Genomic DNA, 23673 nt, shown 5'->3' with positions numbered 1-23673 from the left:
GGGCGGTGACGCTAGGAACGCTGCGTTCCTGCGTGCAAGTTTCCGCTGCTGAACGTCCATTCAGCGCCCATTCAGCGGGTGCGAGAGATGCGGAATGGACGTCGGATGGACGCCAAAGGGCATCCGCCTTGACGCCCACCTGGGCCGTTCCTACTGTCGCGGCCGAACCGACCGGCGCGTCCGGGCTGGTCACGGCGGTGCCCGCCGCGACCGGTCCGGCCTGGACTGCGGGAGAACTCATGGCCCGGACACGAAGAATCGTCACGGCGGCGACCGGCACCGCGCTGGCGGTCCTGCTCGCCGGATGCAGTGGCGCCGGGAGCGGGGACGGCGCGGGAAAGGACGACGGCCACTCCCTGGCGATCGCCACCGCGGCCGAGGTGCCCTATCTGAACCCGTCGAACGACAACGGCACCACGGGCATCCAGATCGAGTCCGCGCTGTGGGCGCCGCTGACCCGGGTGGACGCGAAGAGCGGCAAGCTGGTGAACGTCGTCGCCGATTCGGTCACGTCGAAGGACGCGAAGACGTGGACGATCAAGATCAAGCCCGGCTGGAAGTTCACCAACGGTGAGAAGCTCACCGCCAAGTCGTTCGTGGACACGTGGAACTACACCGCGTACGCCCCGCACGCCTTCGCGAACAACGGCGCCTTTCAGCGGGTTCAGGGCTACGAGGACCTGAACCCGGCCAAGGGCAAGCCGAAGGCGACCACGCTGTCCGGGCTGAAGGTGGTCGACGATCTCACCTTCACCGTCACCCTGAAGGGGGCGTTCTCGCCGTATCCGACGACGCTCAGCTACCTCGGCGTCGCCGCGCTGTCCGCCGAGACGCTGAAGGACCCGGACCAGTTCAAGCACAAGCCGATCGGCTACGGCGCCTACCAACTTGACGGCGGATGGAAGGCGGGGCAGCCGGTGCGCCTCATGCGCAACAAGGGCTACGCCGGCAAGGACGCCCCGCAGGCCGACCACATCACGTTCCGGTTCTTCTCCAACCCGGAGACCGCGTACAACGAGTTCCTCGCCGGCAACGTCGACTACGTCGCCGTACCGTCGTCGAAGATCGACTCGTACAAGACGGACGCACCCGGCAAGTGGAGCCAGGCCAAGGCCGCCGCCGGCATCAACTACCTCAACCTTCCGGTGACGCTGAAGCCGTACACCGACACCCGCGTCCGCCGGGCGCTCTCGCTCGCCCTGGACCGCGGCTCCCTGGCCAAGCTCAAGCCCGGCAACTTCCCCGCCACGTCGTTCACCGCGCCCAGCGTCGACGGCCACCGCGAGAACACCTGCAGTGACTGCAGGCTTGACGTGGCCCGGGCCAAGAAGCTGCTGCGGGAAGCCGGCGGGTTCCCGGGCAAGCTGCGGCTCTTCTTCGCCAGCGACAACCCCGGCGAGCAGGTGTACGCCGAGGCGCTGGGCAACATGTGGCGGCAGAAACTGGGGCTGAAGATCCAGTATGTCGGCAAGCCAGGCGCCGAGATCGGTCCGCTCGCCAACGCGGGCAAGCTCGATGGCATCCGCATCATGGGCTGGGGGCACGACTACCCGGCGCTCGAGGACTACCTCACCCCGATGTTCGCGTCCTACGGCGACGTCAATACTGGCCGCTACCGCGACGCGAAGGTCGACCGGATGCTCGGCGAGGCCAACGCCCAGGTCGACCAGGCCCAGGCGACGCGCGACTACCAGGCGATCGAGGACCGCATCGCCGAGCAGATGCCGGTGCTCCCGCTGTCGCACTCACGGGACGTCTATCTGCATGCCGAGGGCGTCGAACCCCTCAACGCCCCTTTCGCGAACGTGGATCCCGTCCGGTCGACCTTCGCCGACTGACCCCGCCCGCCCCCCAATCCCGTAACTCCTCTCCGTAACTCCCAAAGGAGGAAACGGTGTTGCGTTTCGCGCTCCGCCGCCTCCTGATCATGATCCCGATCGCGGTCATCGTGACGTTCCTCGTCTACGCGATGGTCTTTGCCCTCCCCGGCGACCCGATCAGGGCCCTGTCAGGACAGAAACCCCTGGCCGAATCCGTCATCGCGGCCAAACGCGCCTACTACCACCTGAACGATCCCCTGTTCGTCCAGTACCTGCACTTCATGGGCAACCTGCTCAAGGGTGACCTCGGGCAGACCTTCGACGGGCAGGACATCGGCGAACAACTCGCGCTGCGCTGGCCGGTGACCCTCCAGCTCGGACTCACCGCCCTCGCCATCCAGCTCGTCCTCGGGCTCGTCAGCGGTGTGTACGCGGGATGGCGGCGCGACGGCCTGGTGGACCGGGTGCTGCTCGGCGCCACGCTCGGGGTGCTCGCCGTGCCCGGTCTGGTCGCCATGTTCTTCGCGCAGTCCTTCTTCGCCGTCGAACTCGGCTGGTTCCCGGTCTCCGGCGCCACCGACGGCTGGCCCGGCAGCTATCTGCTGCCCGCCACCGTCCTCGGCGTCCTCGGCTTCGCCGGACTCGCCCGCGTCACCCGCACCAGCATCGCTGAGGTCGCGAGCGCCGACTTCGTCCGCACCGCACGCGCCAAGGGGCTCGCCCCGAACCGCATCCTGTGGGGGCACGTGCTGCGCAACGCCATGCTGCCCGTGATCACGTACATCGGGCTCGACCTGGCCGGCATTCTCGGCGGCGCGATCATCACCGAGGGCATCTACAACCTGAACGGCATCGGCCAGTTCATGTTCCGCTCCATCGCCATGAAGGAAGGCGGAGTGGTCGTCACCCTGTCCACGGTGCTGCTGCTCGGCTACATGCTCGTCAACCTGGTCGTCGACCTGCTCTACGGCCTCCTGGACCCGAGGGTACGCCATGTCTGACACCGCCCTGGCGACCGCCGCGACCGCCGCCGAACTCGAGCCCGTCGGCGAGGACAGCCCGCGCGGCGCCGCCGTCCTGCGCGAACTGCTGCGCAAGCCACGCTTCGTCCTCAGCGCCCTCGCCATCCTGGTCATCACGCTGATGGCCGCCTTTCCCCGGCTGTTCACCGCCACCGATCCCACCGTGTGCGACCTGAAGCTCTCCAAGGGCGCCCCGTCGGCCGCGCACTGGTTCGGCTACGACATCCAGGGCTGCGACTACTACGCCAACGTGATCTACGGGGCCCGGCCCTCGGTCCTGGTCAGCGTCTCCGTGTGTGTGGTCGGCTTCGCTGTCGCCTGCGTCCTCGGCATGCTCGCCGGATACTTCCCCGGCTTCGTCGACAGCCTTGTGTCGCGCACCGCCGACGTGCTGTTCGCCCTGCCCGGCCTCGTCGCGATGATCGTCATCCTGCAGGCCTTCTCGTCCCGCTCCGTGTGGACCATCGCCTTCGTGATCGTGCTGCTCGGCTGGCCCGCGGGCATGCGGCTGATGCGCTCCACCGTCCTGAGCGTGCGCACGCGCGAGTACGTCCTCGCCTCCCGCGCGCTCGGCGCCGGGGCCCCGCACATCCTGCGGGTGCACATCCTGCCCAACTCGGTGGCGCCGCTGCTCGCCCTGACCACGCTCACCGTCGGCGCGGCGGTCGGCACCGAGGCCGCGCTCACCTTCCTCGGCATCGGGCTCCAACCCCCCACCATTTCCTGGGGACTTCAGATCGCCATCGCCGCCTCCTACCGCGACGACGTCCACCTCTTCCTCTTCCCCGCCCTGCTCCTGACCATCACCGTCATGGCCTTCATGATCATGGGCGACACGGTCCGCGACGCTCTCGACCCGAAACTGAAGAGGTGAGCGGTGAACCGCCCCATGGCAGCTGAACCTCTGCTCGACGTACGTGACCTGAGCGTCGAGTTCGACACCCGCGCCGGCCGCCTGCGCGCCGTGGACTCCGTTTCCTGGACCCTGCACCGCGGCCGCACCCTCGTCATCCTCGGCGAGTCCGGCTCCGGCAAGAGCGTCTCCACCCAGGCCATCACGGGCATCCTCGACAGCCCGCCCGGTCATGTCACCGGCGGCCAGGCCCTGTTCGACGGCATGGACCTGCTGACGCTGACCGAGCGCGCACGCCGCGGCGTCGTCGGCAGCCGGATCTCGTTGGTCTTCCAGGACGCGCTGTCCGCACTCAACCCCGTGCACACGGTCGGTCGGCAGATCGCCGAGCTGTACCGGGTACACCGGGGCACGAGCCGCTCCGACGCCATGAAGCGGGCGGCCGAGATGCTGGACCGCGTGGGCATCCCCGGCGCGCGGGCCCGTGTCCACGACTACCCGCACCAGTTCTCCGGCGGCATGCGCCAGCGCGTGATGATCGCCATGGCGCTCGCCCTCGGCCCCGAGGTGCTCATCGCCGACGAGCCGACCACCGCGCTCGACGTCACCGTGCAGGCCCAGATCCTCGAACTCCTCGCGGAGATCCAGGCCGACACCGACATGGGGGTCGTGCTCATCACCCATGACCTGGCCGTCGCCGCGGAGATCGCCGACGACCTGGTCGTCATGTACGCGGGCCGGGTCGTGGAGTCGGGGGCCACGGCCGATGTGCTGGATGATCCACAACACCCGTACACCCAGGGGCTGTTGCGGTCGGTGCCGTCCGCCGAGAGGCGCGGCCAGGACCTGCCCGCCATCCCCGGCACGCCGCCCGACCTGATGCGGCTGCCGTCCGGCTGCCCGTTCCGGCCGCGCTGCCCGCACGCCCACGACCGGTGCGCCACCGAACGCCCCGCCCTGCAGCCCGCCCCCGGCGAGCTCCGCTTCGGCGCCTGCCATCTCCTCGACCAGCCGCTCAGCCCGGAAGGCGCCGCACGATGACCGACGACGTGATCCTCAGGGCCGAACGGCTGGTCAAGCACTACGGCGGCGGGCCCGCGCTGCCGTGGCGGCGCGGCCGGGGCGCGGCCGTGGTCCGGGCCGTCGACGGCGTCGACCTGGAGCTGCGGCGCGGCCAGGCGCTCGGCATCGTCGGCGAGTCCGGCTGCGGCAAGTCGACCCTGCTGCGGCTGCTGTGCGCGCTGGAGCGGCCGACCTACGGGCGGCTCCTCTTCGAGGGCGAGGACGTCGCGCGGCTGCGCGGCGCCGCCCTCAAGCGGTGGCGCCGCCGCGTCCAGGTCGTCTTCCAGGACCCGTACGCCTCGCTCAACCCACGGCTGAGGGTCGGCGAGATCATCGGGGAGGCCTTCGACGTCCATCCCGATGTCGTCCCGCGCGCCGGGAGGCGGGCCCGGATCGCCGAACTCCTCGAACTGGTCGGCCTCGACGCCCGTCACGCGGACCGCTATCCGCACCAATTCTCCGGCGGACAGCGCCAGCGCATCGGCATCGCCCGCGGCCTCGCCCTCGGCCCCGACGTGCTGCTGTGCGACGAGCCCGTCTCGGCGCTCGACCTGTCGGTGCAGGCCCAGGTCGTCAACCTGCTCCTGAAGCTCCGGCGCGAACTGGGCCTCGCGCTCGTCTTCGTCTCCCACGACCTCGGCGTCGTACGCCACGTGTGCGACGACGTCACCGTGATGTACCTGGGCAAGGTCGCCGAACAGGCCCCGGTGGACGCCCTCTACGCGGCCCCGGGCCACCCCTACACCGAGGCGCTCCTGTCGGCCGAACCCTCCCTCGACCGCATCCGCGACCCGCACGCCCCGCGCCGCACCCGCATCGTCCTCGCGGGCGATCCGCCGTCGCCGTCCGCACCGCCGCCGGGCTGCCGGTTCCACACCCGGTGCCCGCGCGCACAGGACCTGTGCCGTGACACCGAGCCCCTGCTGACGGTGCGGGGGCAGCGGGCCGGCGCCTGTCACTTCACGGACGCGATGCTCGCCGGGAGTGTGGACTGACGGGAGGTCAACCTGCCGATGCGATACGGGTCCTGGCGGTGCGCGGGCCGTCCGGGAACCCCGGGTGCGAAGCGGGCGGCCCGCCGATGTCGTCCACCCGGGCCGCTTCGTCGGCGGCCCGCGCGGCGGCGAGCCGCAGCGCCAGCGGATGCCCGGCGCAGCCGTCCGCGAGGCTGTGCAGAGCGGACGTAGCCGTCGCGGTGGCCGCCGAACGGTACGGCAGCGCCGCGACCGAGGCCAGCGGCGCCCCCGAAGCGAACCGGCGCAACAGCCGCAGGGACTGGGCCGCGTCCAGCGGGCCGAGCCGGAGCGGCACCCGGCCGGGCAGGTCCCGCAGCGGGGCCCGGCTGGTCACCAGCACCGCGCAGCCGGGCGCCGCGGGCAGCAACTCCCGCAACTGGTCCGTGGACTGGGCGTCGTCGAGCAGGACGAGGAGCCGACGTTCGGCGGTGAGCGTACGGAACCGGACGGCGCGCCGCTCCAGACCGTCGGGCACCTCGTGCGGCGCCACCCCGAGGTCCTCCAGGAACCGGCCGAGCACGTCGGCAGGGGCGCGCCCGCCGAGCACCGCGTAGAGCTGGCCGTCCGGGAACCGGTCCCGCACCTGGTGGGCGACGTGCACGGCAAGCGTGCTCTTGCCGAGGCCCGCCGCACCGGAGATCACCACGGTGGGGCAGACGGCGGCGGGGGACTCGGGGCGCCGCAGCAGTTCGCGCAGCTGCCGCACCTCCTCCTCCCGACCGGTGAAGTCGGCGCTGTCGCGCGGCAGTTGAGCGGGCACGGGCAGGCGGTGGGCCGGTGCCGGACACGCGGGCGTGAGTGACCGCGGCGGCTGCCTGGGTGCGGCCAGCGAGGGGTCGGCGTGCAGGATGCGCTCGTGCAGCCGGCTCAGTCCCGGGCGCGGTTCGACACCCAGGTCGTGCACGAGGGCGCGCCGCACTCCGCGGAACAGGGCGAGGGCCTCGGGCGTGCGCCCGCTGCGGTACAGCGCCAGCATCAGCAGCGCCTGCAACCGCTCGTCGTACGGTCTGCCCGGCACCAGCGGGGCGATCCGCTCGGCGGCCTCGGCATGTTCACCGAGGTCGAGCAGTGCCTCGGCGTGTTCGAGGCGGGCGTCGAGGCGCAGCCCGGCGAGCCGGTGCCGGGCATCCGCCGCACAGCGTTCCGGCACCCCGCTCAGCGCCTGCTCGCCCCGCCACTGGGCGAGGGCCTGCTCGTAATAGGTGCGGGCGGCGCCGACCCGGCCCGCGCGGCGCTCCCGGCGCGCCTCGGACAGCGCGTCCTCGAACCGCCACAGGTCCAGTGCGTCCCGCCGCAGATGCAGCCCGTAGGTGGTGCCCCGCGTGATCAGGAGCCGGGGTGCGGCGCGGCGGGCTCGGTCCGGCTCCAGCGCCTTGCGCAGGCGCGCTGTGTACGTGGCGAGCAGGCCCGCCGCGCTGTCCGGCGCGTGCTCGCCCCAGACGGCCCGCACCAGTTCGGTGCGCTCGACCTGTTCACCGCCGCGCAGCAGCAGCGCCGCGAGAAGCGCCTGCTGTTTCGGGGTGCCCGGCGGTAGCGGCTCTCCGGCACGCTCCGCGCGTACCTGGCCTAGGAGGCGGTACCGCACCAGAGCGCTGTCGTACGCGGGCGGGAGTGGGGGGAGGTCCGTCGATATGCTCGGGGCCACGGGTCGTTACCTTCCTCGTCGGGACCGTGTTCGGAGAGCCGTGCGGGCTGCTGGGCCGGGGGCGCGCGCGGGCTTAGGCGGCGCGGCTCCACGCCACCAGCCGAGGCACGCACCGCTCGGCGAACTCCTCATAATCGGCGGGGGTGTTGTAGACGTGCGCGGAGAGCCTGATATAGCCGACCCCGTCGAAGGACGTGAACGCGGTCTCCGCGCCGAGTTCCTGTGCGGCCCGGTCACGCAGCACATCACTCGCGAACCGGTCGGGGCCGAGCTCGTCGGGCAGTCTTACCAGGCGTAGCGCCGGCGCGGGTGTGCCAACTGCCGGCACGGCGTCCTGTCCGATGTGCCGGGCGAACGCGTCCGCGACGGTGTGCTGCCCGTAGTCGGCGAGCGCGCTCAGATAACCGCGGACCGTCTCCCACCCCCACGTCCGCTCGACGAAGGACAGCGCGGCCGGGGCCGCGAGCCAGGCAGAGGTGTCCTGGGTCCCGGTGTGATCGAAGCGTGCGGGGAAGGGCAGTTGGGTGCCCCAGGAGTCGATCAGCGGGTACAGGGCCGCGCGCAGTGGACCGCGCGCGACGAGGGCGGAGGTGCCGCGCGGGGTGCAGGCGAACTTGTGCAGATTGCCGGTCCAGAAGTCGCAGGCGAGACCGTCCAGCGGCGCAGCCAGCATGCCGGGGGCGTGTGCGCCGTCCACCAGGAACGGGATGCCGCGCCGTCGGGCGAGCCGTGCGATCCGCTCGACCGGCAGCAGTCGGCCGGTCGACGACGTGATCTGGTCGAGCAGGATCAGCGCGGTGCGATCGCCGACCTGTTCGGCCACGGCCGTAAACGCCTCGTCCGCGTCGGCCGCGAGAGGGATGTGCGCGGTCCGCACCCGCCCGCCGCAGCGCAGGGCCGTACGCTGCGCGGCCATGGTGACCGCGCCGTATCCGTGATCGGTGACCAGGATCTCGGCCTCGGGCGGCAGGGTGAGCGAGGCCAGGACGGTGCTGACTCCGGCGCTCGCGTTCGGTACGAGGGCCAGATCGTCGGCGTCCACACGCAAGAACGCGGCGAGTTCGGCGCGGGCCGTGGCGATCCGCCGTGGCTGAGCCGGGAACCATACCACCGGCGCCCGCTCGGCCCGCTCCCGCAGCCGGTCCTGCTCACGCTGTGCCGCCACCGGCACCGCACCGAACGAACCGTGGTTGAGATGCAGCAACTCCGGGTCGAGCGACCAGGCATCCGCGGCGGGTCGGCCGTTGGGCAGGGACAAGGGTTTCGGCGGGGCGACGGCCAGGCCCGTGCTCATGCGACTCCTAGGAGGAACTACCCAAGACGTATGATGACATGCGTCATCCTGGCATGTGCATCGCTGCGATTAAAGTGCTCCTTCCCCGAGTTTTCAGGGAAGGTGGCTGATGACAGGAGCACGAGTCGATCTCACTCTCCTGAAGACATCAGATGACTTGCTAGGGTCTCATCAGTCGAAGCACGCATGACGGAGCACGGGCCGCGGGTCGTGGGGCACGGCACGGGACGGATCGGGGGAGCGGGATATGTCCGCAGTGGAGAAGGCCTTTCACGGCCTGCGGCACATGATCGCCGACGGGCGGCTGACAGCCGGTGCGCGCATGCCGCCCGAGGCGGACCTGTGCGCCGAACTCGGAGTCTCCCGCGGGCCGTTGCGGGAGGCCGTGCGGATGCTCGCCGCGCTGCGCGTGGTCGAACCGCGCCACGGCTCGGGCACCTACGTCTCGGCACTGCGGCCCGAGGACATCATCGGCAGCCTCTCCCTCACTGTGGACCTGCTGCCGCTGCCCGGCCTGCTCGAGGTCTACGAGCTGCGCCGGGTCCTGGAGGCGCACGCCGCCTCGCAGGCCGCCGCGCGAGTGGGCGCCGAAGCGTTGGAGCGCATGCATGCCCACCTCGCGGCAATGGAGGCCACCGATGATCCGGCGGAAGTCTCCGACCTGGACCACCGGTTCCACTCGGAGGTCGCGCGCGTCGCGGACAACCCCGCGCTGGATTCACTGCTCACCGTGTTCCGTACCCGATCGCGCCGCCACCAGATCTTCACGTTGCCCGAGGGCCCGGACATCAAGCGGGTCAGCGACGCGGGCCACCGCGAGATCGTCGGAGCGATCAGTCGCCACGACCCGGTGGCGGCCGCGTCGGCCGCCGCGGCGCACATCGCGCATTCGGAGAAGTGGCTGCGCCATCTTCTGGACCAGGAGCGACAGGCCTGACCGGAGGCTCGTTCCCGGCAGGTTTGACAACCTGGGTACGGCTACTCGCCTGCGAGCCGCGTGATCCGGGGAAAGGAGCCGAGGTGTGTCGCTCGAAAATACGACTTCGGTCTGTGGGCTGCGGTGATGCCGTTTGGTCAGACATTGCGGGTGCCGATTAATCATCCGGCCTGGTCAAGCAGCATGTCGGTACTCGTGGAGGGTTCCGCCGAGCCGGTCTCGTCGACGGACTTCCAAGTGTCTGATGTGCGCTGGCACGTGGATCGGTTCGGGTAGTAGGCGAAGCGGCGCGGCTTGCTTCAGGGTTCGGTGCGGCCGGTGCCCGTTGTAGAACGTCGCGAACTCGCGCAGCGCGTGGAGGAGGTGGCGCTGGTTCCAGATCAGGGTGCGGTCCAGAAGCTCGCGCCGGCAGGTTTGTATCCACCGTTCCGTGATCGAGTTCATGCGGGGCACGCGGATGCCACACTTGATGACCGCCAGTCCGGCATCGATCAGGACCTCGTCGAAGGCTGCGGTGAACTTGGAATCTCGGTCGCGGATCAGGAACTTGGTCCCGCTGCCCACATCCTCCAAGTCCGTGACGAGGTTGCGTCCGAGCTGCGTGACCCAGGCGGTGGTGGGGTGGGCGGTGGCGCCCAGGATCCGGATGCGCCGGGTGGCGTGCTCGATGACCGCGAAGACGTACAGGCGCGCCCCGGTCAGGGTGCGGGTCTCGAAGAAGTCGCAGGCGAGCAGGGTATCGGCCTGGCTGCGCATGAAGTCGGCCCAGGTGGTGTACTGGCGTTGGGGAGAGGTGTCGATCCCGTGCTCTTTGAGTATCTCCCAGACGGTGGAGGCGGCGACCTTGATGTCGAGGGCGGCCAGCTCGCCATGGATGCGCCGGTATCCCCAGGCGTTGTTGTCGCGGGCCAGGCGCAGGACCAGGGTGCGGATGGAGCGCACGGTGCGCGGGCGTCCGCGCCGTCGGGGCGCGCATGTCGCGGCGTGACGGCGTTTTAGGAAGTTGCGGTGCCAGCGCAGGATGGTGTCCGGGCGCACCAGCAGGTGGAGCCGTCGAAGCTTGTCCATCGGCAGGTGGTGGAGCAGCCGGCGAACAGGAGCCGGTCGCCCGGGGTGAATGCTGGCTTGTCGATCTGGCGTTGCAAGACCGTGAGTTGGTGCCGCAGCACCAGGATCTCGATCTCCTTGTCGCGGTCGCTCATCGGCAGCAGGCGTATGAGCGAGAAGGTGTTCGTCATGGTGAGGTAGGCCAGGCGTAGTAGCACGGCAGACCATGATGCCGCCGTCCACCATGTGCTGGAACAGCGTAGTCGTGGGTGACGTGACCGCCCACGACTGTGATCGACGATCGGGGCCTTCACCTGCGCGGATGATTTATCGGCACCCGCACAGCTGTCGGACCAGAGCTGCGAGGTACGCGCGGTCGGCCCAGTCGAAGCGCGGCTTGGGGTTCGCGCGGCGCAGCACAGCGACCTCATGACGTAGGACCAGCAGCTCGACGTCCTTGGACGCGGAGGAACGGGCGAGCAATGCGAACCAGCCGAGCAGCCGGCTGAAGATCAAATAGAGCAGACGTAGCGACACCCCGAGATCATTCCCTGGAGGTAGTGCTCCACCCATCGCCACTGGTCATAGAGCCAGGCCGAGTTCTGGAACCTGACAGGGCACCCAGGCCACGCAAGTCCGCGGTCGACAGCACGATCTGGCCACCGCTGGTGACCACGTCCTCCACCACCAGCACCCGACGGCCCTCAGTCTCGGCGCCCCTCGGCGAGACGGCAGGTGCCATGCGGCTTGGCCTGCTTGCGCACGAACGCGCAGGGCAGACCCGTATGCCGGCCGAGCGCAGTCACCACCGGAATGCCGCCCATCTCCAGACTGGCCAGCACCTCCGTGTCGGACGGCACCAGTGGTGCCATCCGCTGGGCAATCTCGTCCAGAAGAACGGGATCGCCTTCGAACCGGTACTTATCGAAGTACTCCGTGGCATCGCGTCCGGACCGAAGCGTGAACTGGCCCTGAAGGTGAGAGACGGCATGGATACGGCGAGCAAGATCAGAATGAGTCACAGGCAGCCAGTCTTCCAAGCATCCCGTCGAGCCACGACACGGGCTCGCTGCACAGGGCCACGGCCAGGAGACCCACCCTCCCCCTGCGGCCGTAGGCCGCAGGGGGGAGCCGGGACTCCCCGCATACTCCCCAGCGGGGGCTGTTCTCCCCATGGACTCTCCACCCATCGCCACTGGTCATAGAGCCAGGCCGAGTTCTGGAACCTGACAGGGTCCCGAGCCTGTCAGGCGAGGGCGGCTGCGATCACGTCCACGGCCTTGCCGCCGCTCGCTTCGATGTCGACCCAGCGGATCTCCGGCAGAGACATGGGCGCCGTCTCCTTTACTCGGAGCAAGGCGCTGACGAAGCGCCGGCCTTCGGAGAGGAAGCCGCGAAGACCTCTCCCCACTGCTGTCGGGGTATCAGGCGAGACAGTGCCGCGAGCCACAACCGGTCCGCCGGCTCATACCGCACCCGTGACAGCTGCCGACGCAGCCCGCGTTCTCGTGCTGCAGGGCCAGCAACTCCGCGTCCCTGGAGGCGTTTCGGCGCAGCAACACGACTGGTACCGACAGCAGACACCGAACCACCGAGTCCACCGTCGACAAGATCATCCGGCTAAGCTCGCAGTCCCCGCTGCCGTACGGAGGCCCGCCCCTGACCAGCGGCGATGAGTTTCCGAGCGGCACAGGCTACCGGGCCGGGCATTTCTTCAGGATGCGAAGCTCCGCCTCAATTGGAATGGATGCATCAGGCACAGCTTCTGACGCTGTGCGGCTGGATACGGGTGCGCGAAGGTGCCTGCTGCTACGACGTATCCACATCGCCGCGGAGACGACGGACCTCCTCCTCGAACAGAGGATGAGAGTCCGGGGCGTCCTGGAGGGCGCGGGTGAGCAGAGCGAGGGCGGACGGGGTGGCGCCGTTGCGGGCGAGCAGTCCGGTCACCGTGAGTAAAGTGGTCCTCCAAGCGGAGGCCCAAGGCAGAATGCTCGCGGCCGCGGCGGCAAGTACTTCGCACTGGCCGGCGCCGAGCCGCCCCTCGGAGTCCAGGAATTGCGCCGCGATGACGACATGGGAGAAATAGGAGTCGCTCCGCTTGTCGAGGCGAGTGGCTTCCTCAAGGATCCGTTCGTACGCTCTGATGGCGTCGGCCCGTTCGCCGGTCCAGGCGAACAGGCTGGCAGCGCTGAGCAGGTCCGTACTTTCCGGGTCTGGCCGGTCGAGGACTCGGCGGAGCATGATCAGCGCGGTGGCACGCTCGTCGAGCCGCAGCAGACCTGGGGTGCAAGGAATCGGTGCGGATCAGATCGAGGAGGACGTGGCGGGCTTGGGCCGGACGCAGCCAGGACATCAGGTCGAAGGCGGTACAGCGCTGATGCGAGTTGTCCGGTGCGATGTCGCTGATGGCGCGGTGCAGCAGGGACACGGCTTGGTCCTCGGCCCCGACAAGGAGAAGGGAATGCACGAGTTCGACGGCGCTGGTGATGTGGCCCGGTGGCCCGGTGGACTCGCTGACGAGGGCCTCGATGCCGTGTTGTCGGTCGTCGGTTTCCAACAGCGCAGCGGCTGCCGCCCTACGTGGCCCGCCGCTGCCGTTGCGGGCCAGCCACAGCAGCATCTGTCGGTTCCTCTCGTCCCTGATCTCGGCCAGGAGGCCGGCGATGGACCACACGTCCCAGAGGTGGGTGATGGACCACACGTCCCGCTCGGTGTAATGACGAAAATCCCGCATCAGACGTCTGTTGACGGCCTCGCGTACGTCCTCGACTCGGCCCTGTCGCGAGATCACACGCGCGAGCATGATCCAGTCGCTAAGGTCGATGACCGGGGGTGACGTCTGCTGACGGTCGTTGCCGAGCGACGCGGTGTGCAGCAGATCCAGGCCGGGAGCGGGGTCGCCGGCCCGGGCGACAGCGCTGAGCGACACCACCCGCGTCCGGGAGTTCGTCACCATGGGCACCGTCCGCCGCGCCGTTGCCAAGGCTTGCTCGGTGAGTCCAGCGCCCACGTATACGTCGACGATCCCCTGGATGTCCGCCCACGGACCCTGGACGTCCCCCCACCGATCGCGCTCCGCGCTGCTCGCGAACCAGGCGTCTACCGTCCGCGCCGCCACGTCCTGCCGTCCGGTGCGAAGTAGGACGGAGACCTCGCCAGGGATGTTGCGGTGAGCCCCCGGGGGCACAGAAGTGATAAATGAGGCGGCCCTGTCCGAGTCGCTGACCGCGAGGGCAGCCTCCGCCGCCAGGAAGCGACCCCAGCCGTCGTCCTCCGCCAGCACCATGCGATCAAGGAATGCGTTGGCGAGGGGACGGGCCGCATGACCGAGCGCCGAAATCTTGTAGGCGATGATCGCCCGGACATCCGAGATGCCCATGGACGCCATCCGGCCCCCCTCCTCGTACAGGAAGGACTCGGAACCGTCGAGGGCGAGCAGTGGCTCAGTGGCGTCGTGCAGGACGTCCAGGCCGAAGATTCGGCCCACGGTCAGCGCCGCGTCGGCCCGGATCACGCCAGACAGGTCGTTGTCGTGGGCCATGCGCATCAGCGCGTTGCGGGCACGCTCGCGTTGCGGCTGGGCCGCGACGAGCTGACAGAAATAGCGGGCGTTGAAGATGGAACGTGCGCGGATGAGGAGTCGGTCGAGGATCTGCCCTGACATCGCCGCGGGGACCGGCACGCCCTCCGCGAGCAGCCGTCCGGCGAGGGCTATGTACTGATCTACGCGGCTGCTGTCGTCGTTGACCGTCACGCCTCCGCCGCCATGATGCTTCAGTAGGACCTCGTAGGCATCGCTCCACACGATGAGAAAGTCCAGGAGTCGGGCCACGGCCGTGTCACGGTGCTCGGCCCAGCAGGCGAGGGTGAGCGCGGACTGGTCCTGGCCCACGCCTTCCAGGGCTTCGCGCAGGAGAGCGTCGGCGTGAGGGTCCGTGCCCGGCCATGTGCTGGGCAGGGCTTCCGCCGCGTCGCGCGCCGCCAGGTACTCGGCGAAGCTCCGGTGTACCCACTGGAGTTCGCCCGTCCCGTCCGCGTCGGTGACCAGGCCCGTGCCGGTCAGCAGACCGAGGATGATGTCGGGCCACCCCACCAGGAAGTCCGGCGGGTCCGGTGCGTGGGCCCTGACCCAGGCCAGGCTCTCCGCGAGGAGCGAGGCCTCCGTGGAGAGCGTGCGGTTCGCGAGGAACTGCAGCAGCGACACGCGGTTCTGGTAGAGCCACTCCGCGAGGCGCGAGCCTGCGCCGGCAGCCCCCGCGGCCTGCCGGAACGCCCTACGGCGCTCGGCCTCGCCGTCGCGGCCGGTGAGCAGGTACGCGATGAACTCCCGGTACAGTCCCGGTCGCCCGGTGGGCAGGCCTTGCCTGTTGCGTCGGTGGAAGATGGTCAGGGTGATGGTGGCCAGCAACGGGGCCCTGGCGAGCTGGCGGAGTTCGCTCTCGTCGAGTTGCCGCAGGAACTCTTCCACCCGGGCCCGGCCGGACTCGTCGGCGGAAGGACCGACCAGCCACCCCTCTGCAAGTGTCTGGAGCTGTGCGTCGTCGAACGCGGCGAGCGTGCATGGACCCAGTCCCGCGTTCCGCAAGGGAGCCAGTTCTCCGGCCGGCAGGGGGCGGGTGGTCACCACCCAACGGTAGGGGCTGGAAGGATTCGCGGCGTCCCGCGCGATGGTTGTGATGACCCGTTCCCTGGCTACCGGGTCAAGGATCTCGTCGAGCCCGTCCACCAGCAGCAGCCAGGGCACGCCGTGCGGCGGTGCCGCGAACAGATCAGCGGGCAGCTCGTGTGTGAGGCGGATGCCCAGCCGGGTCCGCACCGAGGCGTGCAGCAATGACGTCAGTGGTGCGTCGTCGGCGAGGTGCCCGGCTGGGACGCGAACGGCCACCGCGGACACTCCCGTCAGATCCGCGGCCGCGGCCGCGGCCTCGTCGCCGAGCCGGACCGAGGCCAGCGTCCCGCTGACGTGATGCGTGAACGTCGACTTCCCGGTACCGGGGCCGCCCTCGATCAGGACATGACGCCGGGCGTTGAGCACCTCGGCCACCGGAACCCGCTCGGTCGCGAGCCCCGGCTCGGTACCCGAGCCGGCCGTCAGGCCTGGTTCACGATCCGCCCACTGGTCGACGTACACCTGACGCAGCTCCGGGCTGCGCAGGCCGGGGATGCGATAGGGCTGCAGCGCCGACGCCTCGCGCTCGGCGCGCAGCAGTGCCTCCAGCGCCTCGTCGCGCAGGGTGTGGGAACTTCCGGGCAGCGCGACTTGGGCGAGCTGGTCCCGGGGCGGCAGGCCGATCAGCAGGGTCAGCTCGCTCAGCTGGGTGTCGTCCAGCCGGTGGTACCAGTGGTCGACGCGGCTCGCCGCGAGTTGCCCGAGCCCGTCGGAACGGTGGTGGGACCGCACCAGCCCGATCAGGCAACCGCCGCTCCACACCGGCGCACCCGACATGCCCTCCCACGGCGACCGCTGTGGATCGGGATCATGCTCCGGCGCCGGGACCCGTATCGACAGGGTTGCCTCGCGCAGATTCGACCACGGAGAGACCGTGCCGTTGACGTGGGCGGAGTCCCGGTAGACCGAAGGAGGGCCCGGGTGGGAGGCGTCGGTGGGATCGTTTCGCAGTTTGTGGCGCGGGAAGCCCATGGTGCTGCACGGCACATCGCCGTCGTGGTCCTGGATCCCGCCGAACCGGACGGGAACCACGGCGCCGACGGGGCGGCCCGCCTCGGCGATCGCCACGATCGCCACGTCCACGTCGGTGTTGCGCCATAGAACCGTGCCGTCCGCGGTCCAGGAACCCGGCCGGTCCGCCCTGAACCGGACGCGCACCAGCGAGGCGTCCCGCACGACGTGGGCAGCGGTGAGAACGAAACCCGCCCGGATGCGATAGCCGGACCCCCGGCGACCCCGCGGCTCTGCAGACCCCTCGACGATGACCTCCGCCACGCGGTCGGGATCGAGTCCCGCCGAGGCGAATCCGAGCCGTCCCTCCATCGCGCCTCCCCGCAACCGCTGCCGCCTGCCGAACTGTGGTCAGCGTTCCCCGGAGACGGCGTGCCCGGAAACCTCGGGACGGCTCCCCGTGGCTGCGAGCTTGGGTTCGAGCTGGAGCTTGATCCGCTGGGTCGTGGCGCCCGCCACCTTGCCGTGAGCGTCCGCGTCGACCACCCAGAAACGGACCTTGGCACCGCCGCCGCCTTCTTTGGTGATCGCCACTGAGACCTCGAGTTCGATCGGCCCCAGCTCGAACCGGAGTTCCTCACCGGCCCCGCCCGCGATGGCCGTGTTCAATTCGGTGCGCAGCTCCTGAATGACCGTGGACAGTTCGATCACAAGACCTCCCATGCGGCGTCACCTGGACTGTACCGCCGGTACCACCGCGGATGGCGCCCACCAACGGACTTCCGTGAGGTAGCTGCCCACCTCTGGGCCGACAACGGTATGGACGCCGAAGAATGCTTCGATCAACGCACGGTCCGGCTCATCCAGCGCCATCTGGTCGAGACGGTCGGCGATCGTCATCCCGTCCGCGGCCGCGATCTCGTCGGAGGCATGGCCGGGACGGTAAGGCCTCGGGACGATCTGGTCGGAGCCATCGAAGAAGGCACTGAACAGGCTCTTCTCCCGCGAGGTGTGGGCCTCCGCATTGGTCCACTCCAGCCCGCCGCCGGCCCCCCGGCGTAAGGACGAACTCGGTTGCCTCCCCACCCTCTACGACGTCGCCGCCGAAACCGCAGCGGGTGATCTCGGACCACAGGTGTGGCTGAGCCAGTGGACGTACGTCCCGCCGATCTCGATGGCTTCACCGTTCGACAGCGTCGTGGTCCGGACGCGGCCGCCGACCTCGGGGCACGCTTCGACCACCAACGTCCGGAACCCACGTGTAGCCAGCTCACGCGCCGTGGTCACTCCGGCGACTCCGGCGCCTCCTTGACCTTGACCTTGACCTTGACCTCGCCGAGAACCTCATCCACGCACGTTATGCGGCATGTTGGTACTCATGGAGGATGCCGCCCAGGCGATCGCATCGGCGTATGTCGAGGCGGGCTATCTTGTCCGGATCGGCGATGGGCGCAGGCAAGGGATGGAGCGGGGCGGCGTTCGCGGTGCCCTGGTGCGGGCGGTGTTCCGTTGTAGAACTGTTCGAACTCGCGCAGGGCGTGGAGCAGGTGCCGCTGGTTCCAGATCAAGGTTCGGCCCAGGAGCTCACGGCGGCAGGTCTGCACCCATCTCTCCATGATCGAGTTCATTCTCGGCATCTGAACGCCGCTGAGCACAACTTCGATCCCCGCATCCGCCAGGACGGCGTCGAACTGGGCGGGGAACTTGCCGTCGCGGTCACGGATCAAGAACCGGGCCCGGCAGCTCACATCCTCCAAGTCCATGACGAGGTTCTTCGTGGCTTGCACCACCCAGGAGGCGGTTGGATGCGCGGTCGCGCCCATGACCCGGATACGGCGACTGCCGTGCTCGATCGCCGCGAACACGTAGATCCGCGCCCCGGACAAGGTGACCGTCTCCGGGAAGTCCCACGCCAGTAAGGCGTCGGCCTGGGAGCGTAGGAAATCGGCCCAGGTACTGGAGATCCGTTCGGGCGCCGGGTCGATACCGGCATCCTTCAAAATCTCCCAGACAGTGGAGCCGGCCACCTTCACCCCCAGCACGAGCAGTTCGCCGTGCAGGCGTCTGTACCCCCAGTTGGGATTCTCCCGAGCCAGGCGCCACACCAGGGCGCGGATGGAGCTCACCGTGCGCGGCCGTCCAGGGCGTTTGGGCCGGGACTGGGCCGCATGGTGGCGCGCGACCAGGTCACGGTGCCAACGCAGCACCGTATCCGGCCGGACCAGCAGTCGCAGCCTGCGCAGCACGTCCAGTGGCAGCCGGTGCAGCAGCGCCGCCAAGAACGCCCGATCGCTCGGGGTGAACCGGACCTTCTCCTTGCCCAGTTGGCGCTCCAACACCGCGATCTGATGGCGCAGGGCGAGGATCTCCTTGTCCTTCTCCCTGTCGCCCATCGGCAGCAGGCGCAGCATCGCGAACGCGTTCGTCACACCCAGATAGGCCAGTCGCAGCAGCACGGTGGACCATCGTGCCGCGTTGATCACCAACCTCACCCGCACGCGATCCCGGCCGACCGCGATCAATCCGTGCACCGCCTTCCAACAGTGCGGATGTGGTTATCGGCAAGGGCACAGCCTGCACCTCCTCCACCGTCTGCCGGGTGATCACCAGCCGGGACACGTCCGACTCGGCCGGCTCCAACTGCTCACGCAGCTCCTCGACCCGGCCACGCGCCGCAGCCTCCCTGATCTCAAGCGCTTCCATCACCGACGGCACGACATCCCGCCCCTCACGACCACGCCGGCCCGCTCCGACAACGGGCGGCTCACCGCCGACGATGGGAGGGCACGTTGATCGCAGACGTAACAAATCCCTTCTGACCATGCCAACGAGTCACCCCTGCAAGATATGCACCCGAAGTGAGGAGCAGTTGATGCCGCTGTGCGGTGCCCCGTCACCACCACCCAAAGGCGAAACAGGCCAACGCAGGGCCTACGACCACCGAGACGAGGCCGCAGGTCAGCAGGTGTCGGAAGAGGCGAGGGCGGTCTTCGGCGCGAGCGGCGCCGAGGATCAGGCCGCCGGTGATGCCCAGCGGGTTGATGTCGACCAGAATCGACGCCAACGCGACCGCGAGGACGGCGCCGACCGGGGAAGCGCCTTCGGCGACCACCGCGGGGACCAGTGGCATCGTGGTGGCGAAGACGGCGATGGAACTCGCGGCGAAGGACGTGACTCCCGCGATGTAGCACAGGACGAGCAGGCTCAGCATCGGCGATCCCTCTACCCGCAGCAGCTCGCTGATCCGAGTGAAGGCGCCCAGTTCCTGCATCAGGCCGACGTAGGTGAGCAGGCCCCCGATGAGCAACACGATGTTCCAGGGGACACGCGAGATGATCTCGGTCGGCTCGATCCGCAGTGCGAGTTGCTGGACCACCGCGGCGGTGAGCCCGAGGTAGCCGATGTTGATGTCGAAGCCGACCGACAGCACCACAACGGCCAGCAGGCATACGAGGGTCAGGACACGGGCCGCAGTCGGCGAGGCCATTCGTCCTATGGGCTCCTCGCGCGTTGACTCGGCGGCTGGGCCCGCGTCGAGGCCCGCGGACGCGGTCGCCGCCGGGGGCCCGACCGGCGTGAGGTGACCACGGGGCATGGCCCCGATGCGGAATGCGACGACGAGGCACACCGTCGAGACCACGAGGCCGGCCAAGAGTCCGCCGAGGAAGAAGCCGACCGGGGCGGAGCCCGGAAGTTCGAGACCCAGCTTGGCGCCGAGCCGGCTCGCGCTGGTGCCGTAGACGGCGAGCGGTGACAGGAGACCGCTGATGATGCCGGTGATACCGAGGATGGCCGCGATGAACGGAGGTATTCCGTAGCGCGCGGCGATGCCGAGCGCGATCGGCGCGACGATCGCGGTGGCCGCAGCCGGGAGGGTGCCGACCGCCGTCAGCACGGCACCGATCAGGAACGGGACAAGAGCCACCAACAGCGCTCGTCCGCCCACGAGACGGAGGATGCCGTCGAGGAGCCAGTCGAGCGTGCCGTTGATCTGCGCGACGGCGAACAACGCGGTGATCCCGACGAGCAGTACGAAGAAGTCGCCGGGGAAGAAGGAGGTCACCTCGTCGGCGCTGCGGTCCGCGGCGAGGCCGACCAGGAAGGCGGCCGGGAGAGCCGCGAGTCCGATGTTGAACCGCGGAACCAGTGTCGCGACGAAGAGGGCGACGAGAACGACGATGGAGACGTCGGCCATGGACATGGGCGGATGCCTTCCTGGTTCAGATGACGCCGCGGTCGGCGAGGGCGTCGACGGTGTCCTCGGTCAGGCCGAGGTCCTTGAGGACGGCATGCGTGTGCTCGCCCAGACGCGGTGCGCTGCGGTCGATCGTCTGCTCGAACCCGGAGAAGCGTCCGGCGGACCCCTGCACCAGGCGGGTACGTCCGTCGTGCGCATCGGTCACCTCGACCACCGAGCCGCGGGCCCGCACATGAGGGTCGGCACAGATGTCGGCGGCCGTGTTGACCGGCCCGCAGGCCACCCCCGCCGCGTCCAACAGCTCGGCCAGGGGCCGAAGATCGCGGGAGGCGACGAAGTCGGCCACCCGGCCCTCGATCTCCGCGCGGTGTTCGATCCGGGCAGTCATCGAGTCGTAGGCCGCCAGGTCCGGCGCGTCCATCACGGCGACGAGTCTGCGCCACATCTGCTCGGTCGATGCGGGCAGCGCCAGCCACCGACCGTCGCGCGTGCGGTAGAGGTTGTTGGGGCTGATGTGGGGGTTCTCGTTGCCCTGGCGTTCACGGGCCGTGCCGGTCGCGCCGTAGTCGACGATGAAGTCCTCCATCATCCGCAGCAGCGGCTCGTACAGACCGATGTCGGCGAGTTGGGGCTCGCCGGTCAGGTCGCGCTGGCGTAGGGCGAGCATTGCGGCGAAGGCGGCGTAGATTCCGGTGACCCCGTCGGCGACCGGATAGCCTGCGAACACCGGCGGGCCGTCGGGGAACCCGGTGCGGTGGGTCAGTCCGGCGAAGGCCTCGGCGACACGGGCGAATCCGGGGCGGTCCGCGTAGGGGCCGGTGCGACCGAAGGCGCTCACGTGCACCATCACGAGATCGGGCCGATGCACTACGAGGTCGTCGAAGTCGATGGCGAATCGGCGCAGGGTCGCCGGCCGGAAGTTGGTCACCACGACATCGGCCGTCTCGACAAGTCGCCCGACGAGACCCGCGGCGTCCGGGTGGTGCAGGTCGACGGTCACGCTCGACTTGTTGCGGCCGATGACCGCCCAGCCGGCGGACACCCCGTCCTCGAGCGGCGGGTAGCTGCGGGCGGGGTCGCCGGTTCCGGGCTGCTCGACCTTGATGACCTCGGCGCCGAACTCGGCGAGCAGAGAGGAGGCGAGGGGACCGGCAAGGACGGTCGAGATGTCCAGAACACGTACACCGTTGAGGGGCCCAGGCACGAAAATTCCTTTCACAGGAAACCGGCATGTCACGTCCGTTCGTGACCCGCGCCACGATGTCGCGCCGTGATCGCCGTGGGAAGATGCCGATCACTGGACCCGGTGAAAGGTAACGGCTATAACATCTGTCCATGCGAGTCGAACGCGCCCGGTACTATCTCGCCGCGGTCCGCACCGGATCTCTTCGCTCGGCGGCGGCGGCCTGCGGCGTCAGCCAGCCCACCATCGGACAGCAACTCACCATGCTGGAAGAGGAGCTCGATGCGGTCCTGCTGACCCGAAGCCGGGGAGGTGTGCGTGCCAGTTCGGCCGGGGAGGCGCTGATCGGCCCGTTCACGCGGCTCGTTGCGGCCGAGGACGCAGTGCGCGAGGCGGCCCTGGCTTCCAACGGGACCTATCAGGGTCGGGTGTCCATCGGTGGCGGATCGGTGACCGTCGAGACGATCGTCGCTCCGGTCGTGGGACGGCTCGTCGCGGACCATCCGGGCCTGCGGTTCTCCGTGCACGAAGGGCCGTCCGGCGACGTCGAACGCGCGGTGCTCAGCGGTGACTTGGATCTCGGAGTGGTCACCACCCCGGCCGGGCCCCCACCGAGTGGTCTCTCACGGCGCCGACTCATGACGGCTCCCCTCAGCGTCCAGACCCGCCTCGACCACCCGCTCGCCCAACACCGTGCAGTCACGTGGGGCGAGCTCGGCAAGTGGCCGGTCGTTACCATGAGACCCGGAACCGTTCTGCACCAGCGGCTGCGCGAACACCTCCCCGACGCCGAAGCGAGGGTCGAGGCGATGTCGGCCCGTTCGGTCCAGACGATGGTCGCCCAGGGGGCCGGGGTCGGGCTCCTCGCGCACTTCAACACCCGAGAACCCATCGCGGACTTGGTGTGGCTCCCCCTGGTGGACGCCGAGCCGGTCGAGATCAGCCAGGTTCAGCGCACGGACAGTCAACCGTCACGGCCCGCCACGATCGTGCGGCGACTGATCAGTGCTCGCGCCCAGGAGTTGCAGAGCATCGGGACACTTCGGCTCTGATGCCTCTGCCGGCCCGCGCGCCCTGTGGGGTTCCAGAACTCGGCCAGTGGCGCTGACCTGCATCTCTACGCCGCTCCCTCGTACTTGTTGATAAGGCCGCCGAGGATCGGTCGGCGTTTGATCGGCTTGTGAGAGAGGTCGGCGATGGGGTGGTCGGGCCGGGGCGGTTGGAGTTGGCGCTCCTCTTCGGCCAGCGCCGCCTGCGCACCGTGTTGAACGAGTACGCCCAGCTCCGCGCGGGGGTGCCGCCGAGCCACCTCTACCAGCGCCCCCTGGCACCGACCGCGATCCGCCACTGCCCCATGCGACAAACGAATCACCATCGTCGCGTTGTTGGCGACCTCCGAAGGCGCGCGACCCACCGTCCCAGCGGCCAGCCCCGACGTCATCCCCATGCGCCGCGACTGAGCTCAGCACGCCGCTGACCCTATTGCATCAGGCGACGGGGTCATTCGGCGTTTTCGAACCAGTCGCCGATGTTGTTCCGCATGAAGGCGTCCTTCCAGCCCTGGCGGCTCTCAGCCCACCCAGCTCAGAGCGTCGATCACTCTCGCCTGGGAGATCGTCCGAGTCTGATAGCGCTCAGCGGCACTCCCGTCCCGGAACTCCAACTGGTAGGTGTAGTCATTCTTCAACCACACATGCTCATGCCAGTCCTTCCCGGACTCGACGTCAGTTCGCTTCACAATCACGAAGGCATTGAAGGTCGTTCATCTTGAAGTTGCTGGTCACGGGGCTGGTGTGACTGTTCTGCAGGGTACTCGCGCTGATCGCGGGCGGATGTCTGTGCTGTAGATCGTCTGTCGCTTCGGGCCGGGCGGTTTTGCTGTGCGCGCCGTGCGGCGCTTCTTACGATCCGTTCCGGATCGGTGACCTGGGGCGAAGGGGCGGATGTTGGGCATGTGGGAGCGGATCGCGGCT

At 69.3% G+C, this 23673-nt stretch carries 17 protein-coding genes and 3 pseudogenes; 7 read left to right on the top strand and 13 right to left on the bottom strand.

The window, feature by feature from the left end:
• The first annotated feature begins 239 nt into the window (after positions 1-239).
• From OHO83_RS10770 to OHO83_RS10750, 5 genes are read left to right on the top strand one after another with little or no spacing between them, the layout of a single operon-like run.
• Positions 240-1838 (top strand): peptide ABC transporter substrate-binding protein, encoded by a 1599-nt coding sequence (locus OHO83_RS10770; protein WP_329433012.1) that lies wholly within the window; start codon positions 240-242, stop codon positions 1836-1838.
• A gap of 56 nt (positions 1839-1894) precedes the next feature.
• The gene (locus tag OHO83_RS10765; RefSeq protein WP_329433010.1) at positions 1895-2821 is read left to right on the top strand and encodes an ABC transporter permease; all 927 of its coding nucleotides are present in this window, start codon (positions 1895-1897) and stop codon (positions 2819-2821) included.
• Positions 2814-3716, top strand: a complete 903-nt coding sequence (locus OHO83_RS10760; RefSeq protein ID WP_326773151.1) for an ABC transporter permease — start codon at positions 2814-2816, stop codon at positions 3714-3716. Before OHO83_RS10765 ends, OHO83_RS10760 begins: the two co-directional genes overlap by 8 nt.
• Positions 3717-3731: 15 nt before the next feature.
• Complete coding sequence (locus OHO83_RS10755) at positions 3732-4736, top strand: ABC transporter ATP-binding protein (RefSeq protein ID WP_330279333.1); 1005 nt, start codon at positions 3732-3734, stop codon at positions 4734-4736.
• Entirely contained in the window at positions 4733-5752 is a 1020-nt protein-coding gene (locus OHO83_RS10750) for an ABC transporter ATP-binding protein (RefSeq protein WP_329433006.1), read from the top strand. The genes OHO83_RS10755 and OHO83_RS10750 overlap by 4 nt, the downstream gene beginning before the upstream one ends.
• 7 nt (positions 5753-5759) lie before the next feature.
• Here OHO83_RS10750 and OHO83_RS10745 read toward each other — a convergent pair whose 3' ends face one another.
• Positions 5760-7418 (bottom strand): AfsR/SARP family transcriptional regulator, encoded by a 1659-nt coding sequence (locus tag OHO83_RS10745; RefSeq protein ID WP_330279332.1) that lies wholly within the window; start codon positions 7416-7418, stop codon positions 5760-5762.
• A gap of 73 nt (positions 7419-7491) precedes the next feature.
• Complete coding sequence (locus OHO83_RS10740) at positions 7492-8712, bottom strand: aminotransferase class V-fold PLP-dependent enzyme (RefSeq protein WP_329433003.1); 1221 nt, start codon at positions 8710-8712, stop codon at positions 7492-7494.
• Positions 8713-8959: 247 nt separating this feature from the next.
• Between OHO83_RS10740 and OHO83_RS10735 the strand changes: the two genes are divergently transcribed.
• Positions 8960-9649, top strand: a complete 690-nt coding sequence (locus tag OHO83_RS10735; RefSeq protein ID WP_329433001.1) for a FadR/GntR family transcriptional regulator — start codon at positions 8960-8962, stop codon at positions 9647-9649.
• Positions 9650-9823: 174 nt separating this feature from the next.
• Here the strand turns inward: OHO83_RS10735 and OHO83_RS10730 are convergent.
• From OHO83_RS10730 to OHO83_RS10685, 11 genes and pseudogenes are all read right to left on the bottom strand, one after another.
• Positions 9824-10914 (bottom strand): annotated as a pseudogene (locus OHO83_RS10730) (integrase core domain-containing protein).
• 109 nt (positions 10915-11023) lie between these two features.
• Positions 11024-11233 (bottom strand): hypothetical protein, encoded by a 210-nt coding sequence (locus OHO83_RS10725; RefSeq protein WP_329432999.1) that lies wholly within the window; start codon positions 11231-11233, stop codon positions 11024-11026.
• A gap of 167 nt (positions 11234-11400) precedes the next feature.
• A complete protein-coding gene (locus tag OHO83_RS10720; RefSeq protein WP_329432997.1) occupies positions 11401-11736 on the bottom strand; it encodes an orotate phosphoribosyltransferase in 336 nt (111 codons plus the stop codon).
• A gap of 769 nt (positions 11737-12505) precedes the next feature.
• A complete protein-coding gene (locus tag OHO83_RS10715) occupies positions 12506-12646 on the bottom strand; it encodes a hypothetical protein (protein WP_330279331.1) in 141 nt (46 codons plus the stop codon).
• 172 nt (positions 12647-12818) lie between these two features.
• Entirely contained in the window at positions 12819-16691 is a 3873-nt protein-coding gene (locus tag OHO83_RS10710) for a trypsin-like peptidase domain-containing protein (RefSeq protein WP_330279330.1), read from the bottom strand.
• A 39-nt stretch (positions 16692-16730) separates the two neighbouring features.
• Complete coding sequence (locus OHO83_RS10705; RefSeq protein ID WP_266675602.1) at positions 16731-17042, bottom strand: trypco2 family protein; 312 nt, start codon at positions 17040-17042, stop codon at positions 16731-16733.
• A 6-nt stretch (positions 17043-17048) separates the two neighbouring features.
• On the bottom strand, positions 17049-17405 hold the full coding sequence (locus OHO83_RS10700; RefSeq protein WP_330279329.1) for a hypothetical protein: 357 nt from the start codon (positions 17403-17405) through the stop codon (positions 17049-17051).
• A 3-nt stretch (positions 17406-17408) separates the two neighbouring features.
• A pseudogene (locus OHO83_RS47000) lies at positions 17409-17612 on the bottom strand (FAD-dependent oxidoreductase); the annotation flags it as partial.
• 64 nt (positions 17613-17676) lie between these two features.
• Positions 17677-18775, bottom strand: a pseudogene (locus OHO83_RS10695) (integrase core domain-containing protein).
• Between the two features lie 437 nt (positions 18776-19212).
• Positions 19213-20520, bottom strand: a complete 1308-nt coding sequence (locus tag OHO83_RS10690) for an SLC13 family permease (protein ID WP_329432992.1) — start codon at positions 20518-20520, stop codon at positions 19213-19215.
• A gap of 19 nt (positions 20521-20539) precedes the next feature.
• Positions 20540-21721, bottom strand: a complete 1182-nt coding sequence (locus OHO83_RS10685; RefSeq protein ID WP_329432991.1) for a CaiB/BaiF CoA transferase family protein — start codon at positions 21719-21721, stop codon at positions 20540-20542.
• A 131-nt stretch (positions 21722-21852) separates the two neighbouring features.
• Between OHO83_RS10685 and OHO83_RS10680 the strand changes: the two genes are divergently transcribed.
• Positions 21853-22752, top strand: a complete 900-nt coding sequence (locus OHO83_RS10680) for a LysR family transcriptional regulator (protein WP_330279328.1) — start codon at positions 21853-21855, stop codon at positions 22750-22752.
• The last annotated feature ends 921 nt before the right edge of the window (positions 22753-23673 follow it).

It is taken from the genome of Streptomyces sp. NBC_00569, from assembly GCF_036345255.1.
Taxonomy (GTDB): Bacteria; Actinomycetota; Actinomycetes; order Streptomycetales; family Streptomycetaceae; genus Streptomyces.
This window is presented reverse-complemented; position numbering and strand designations above follow the sequence as displayed.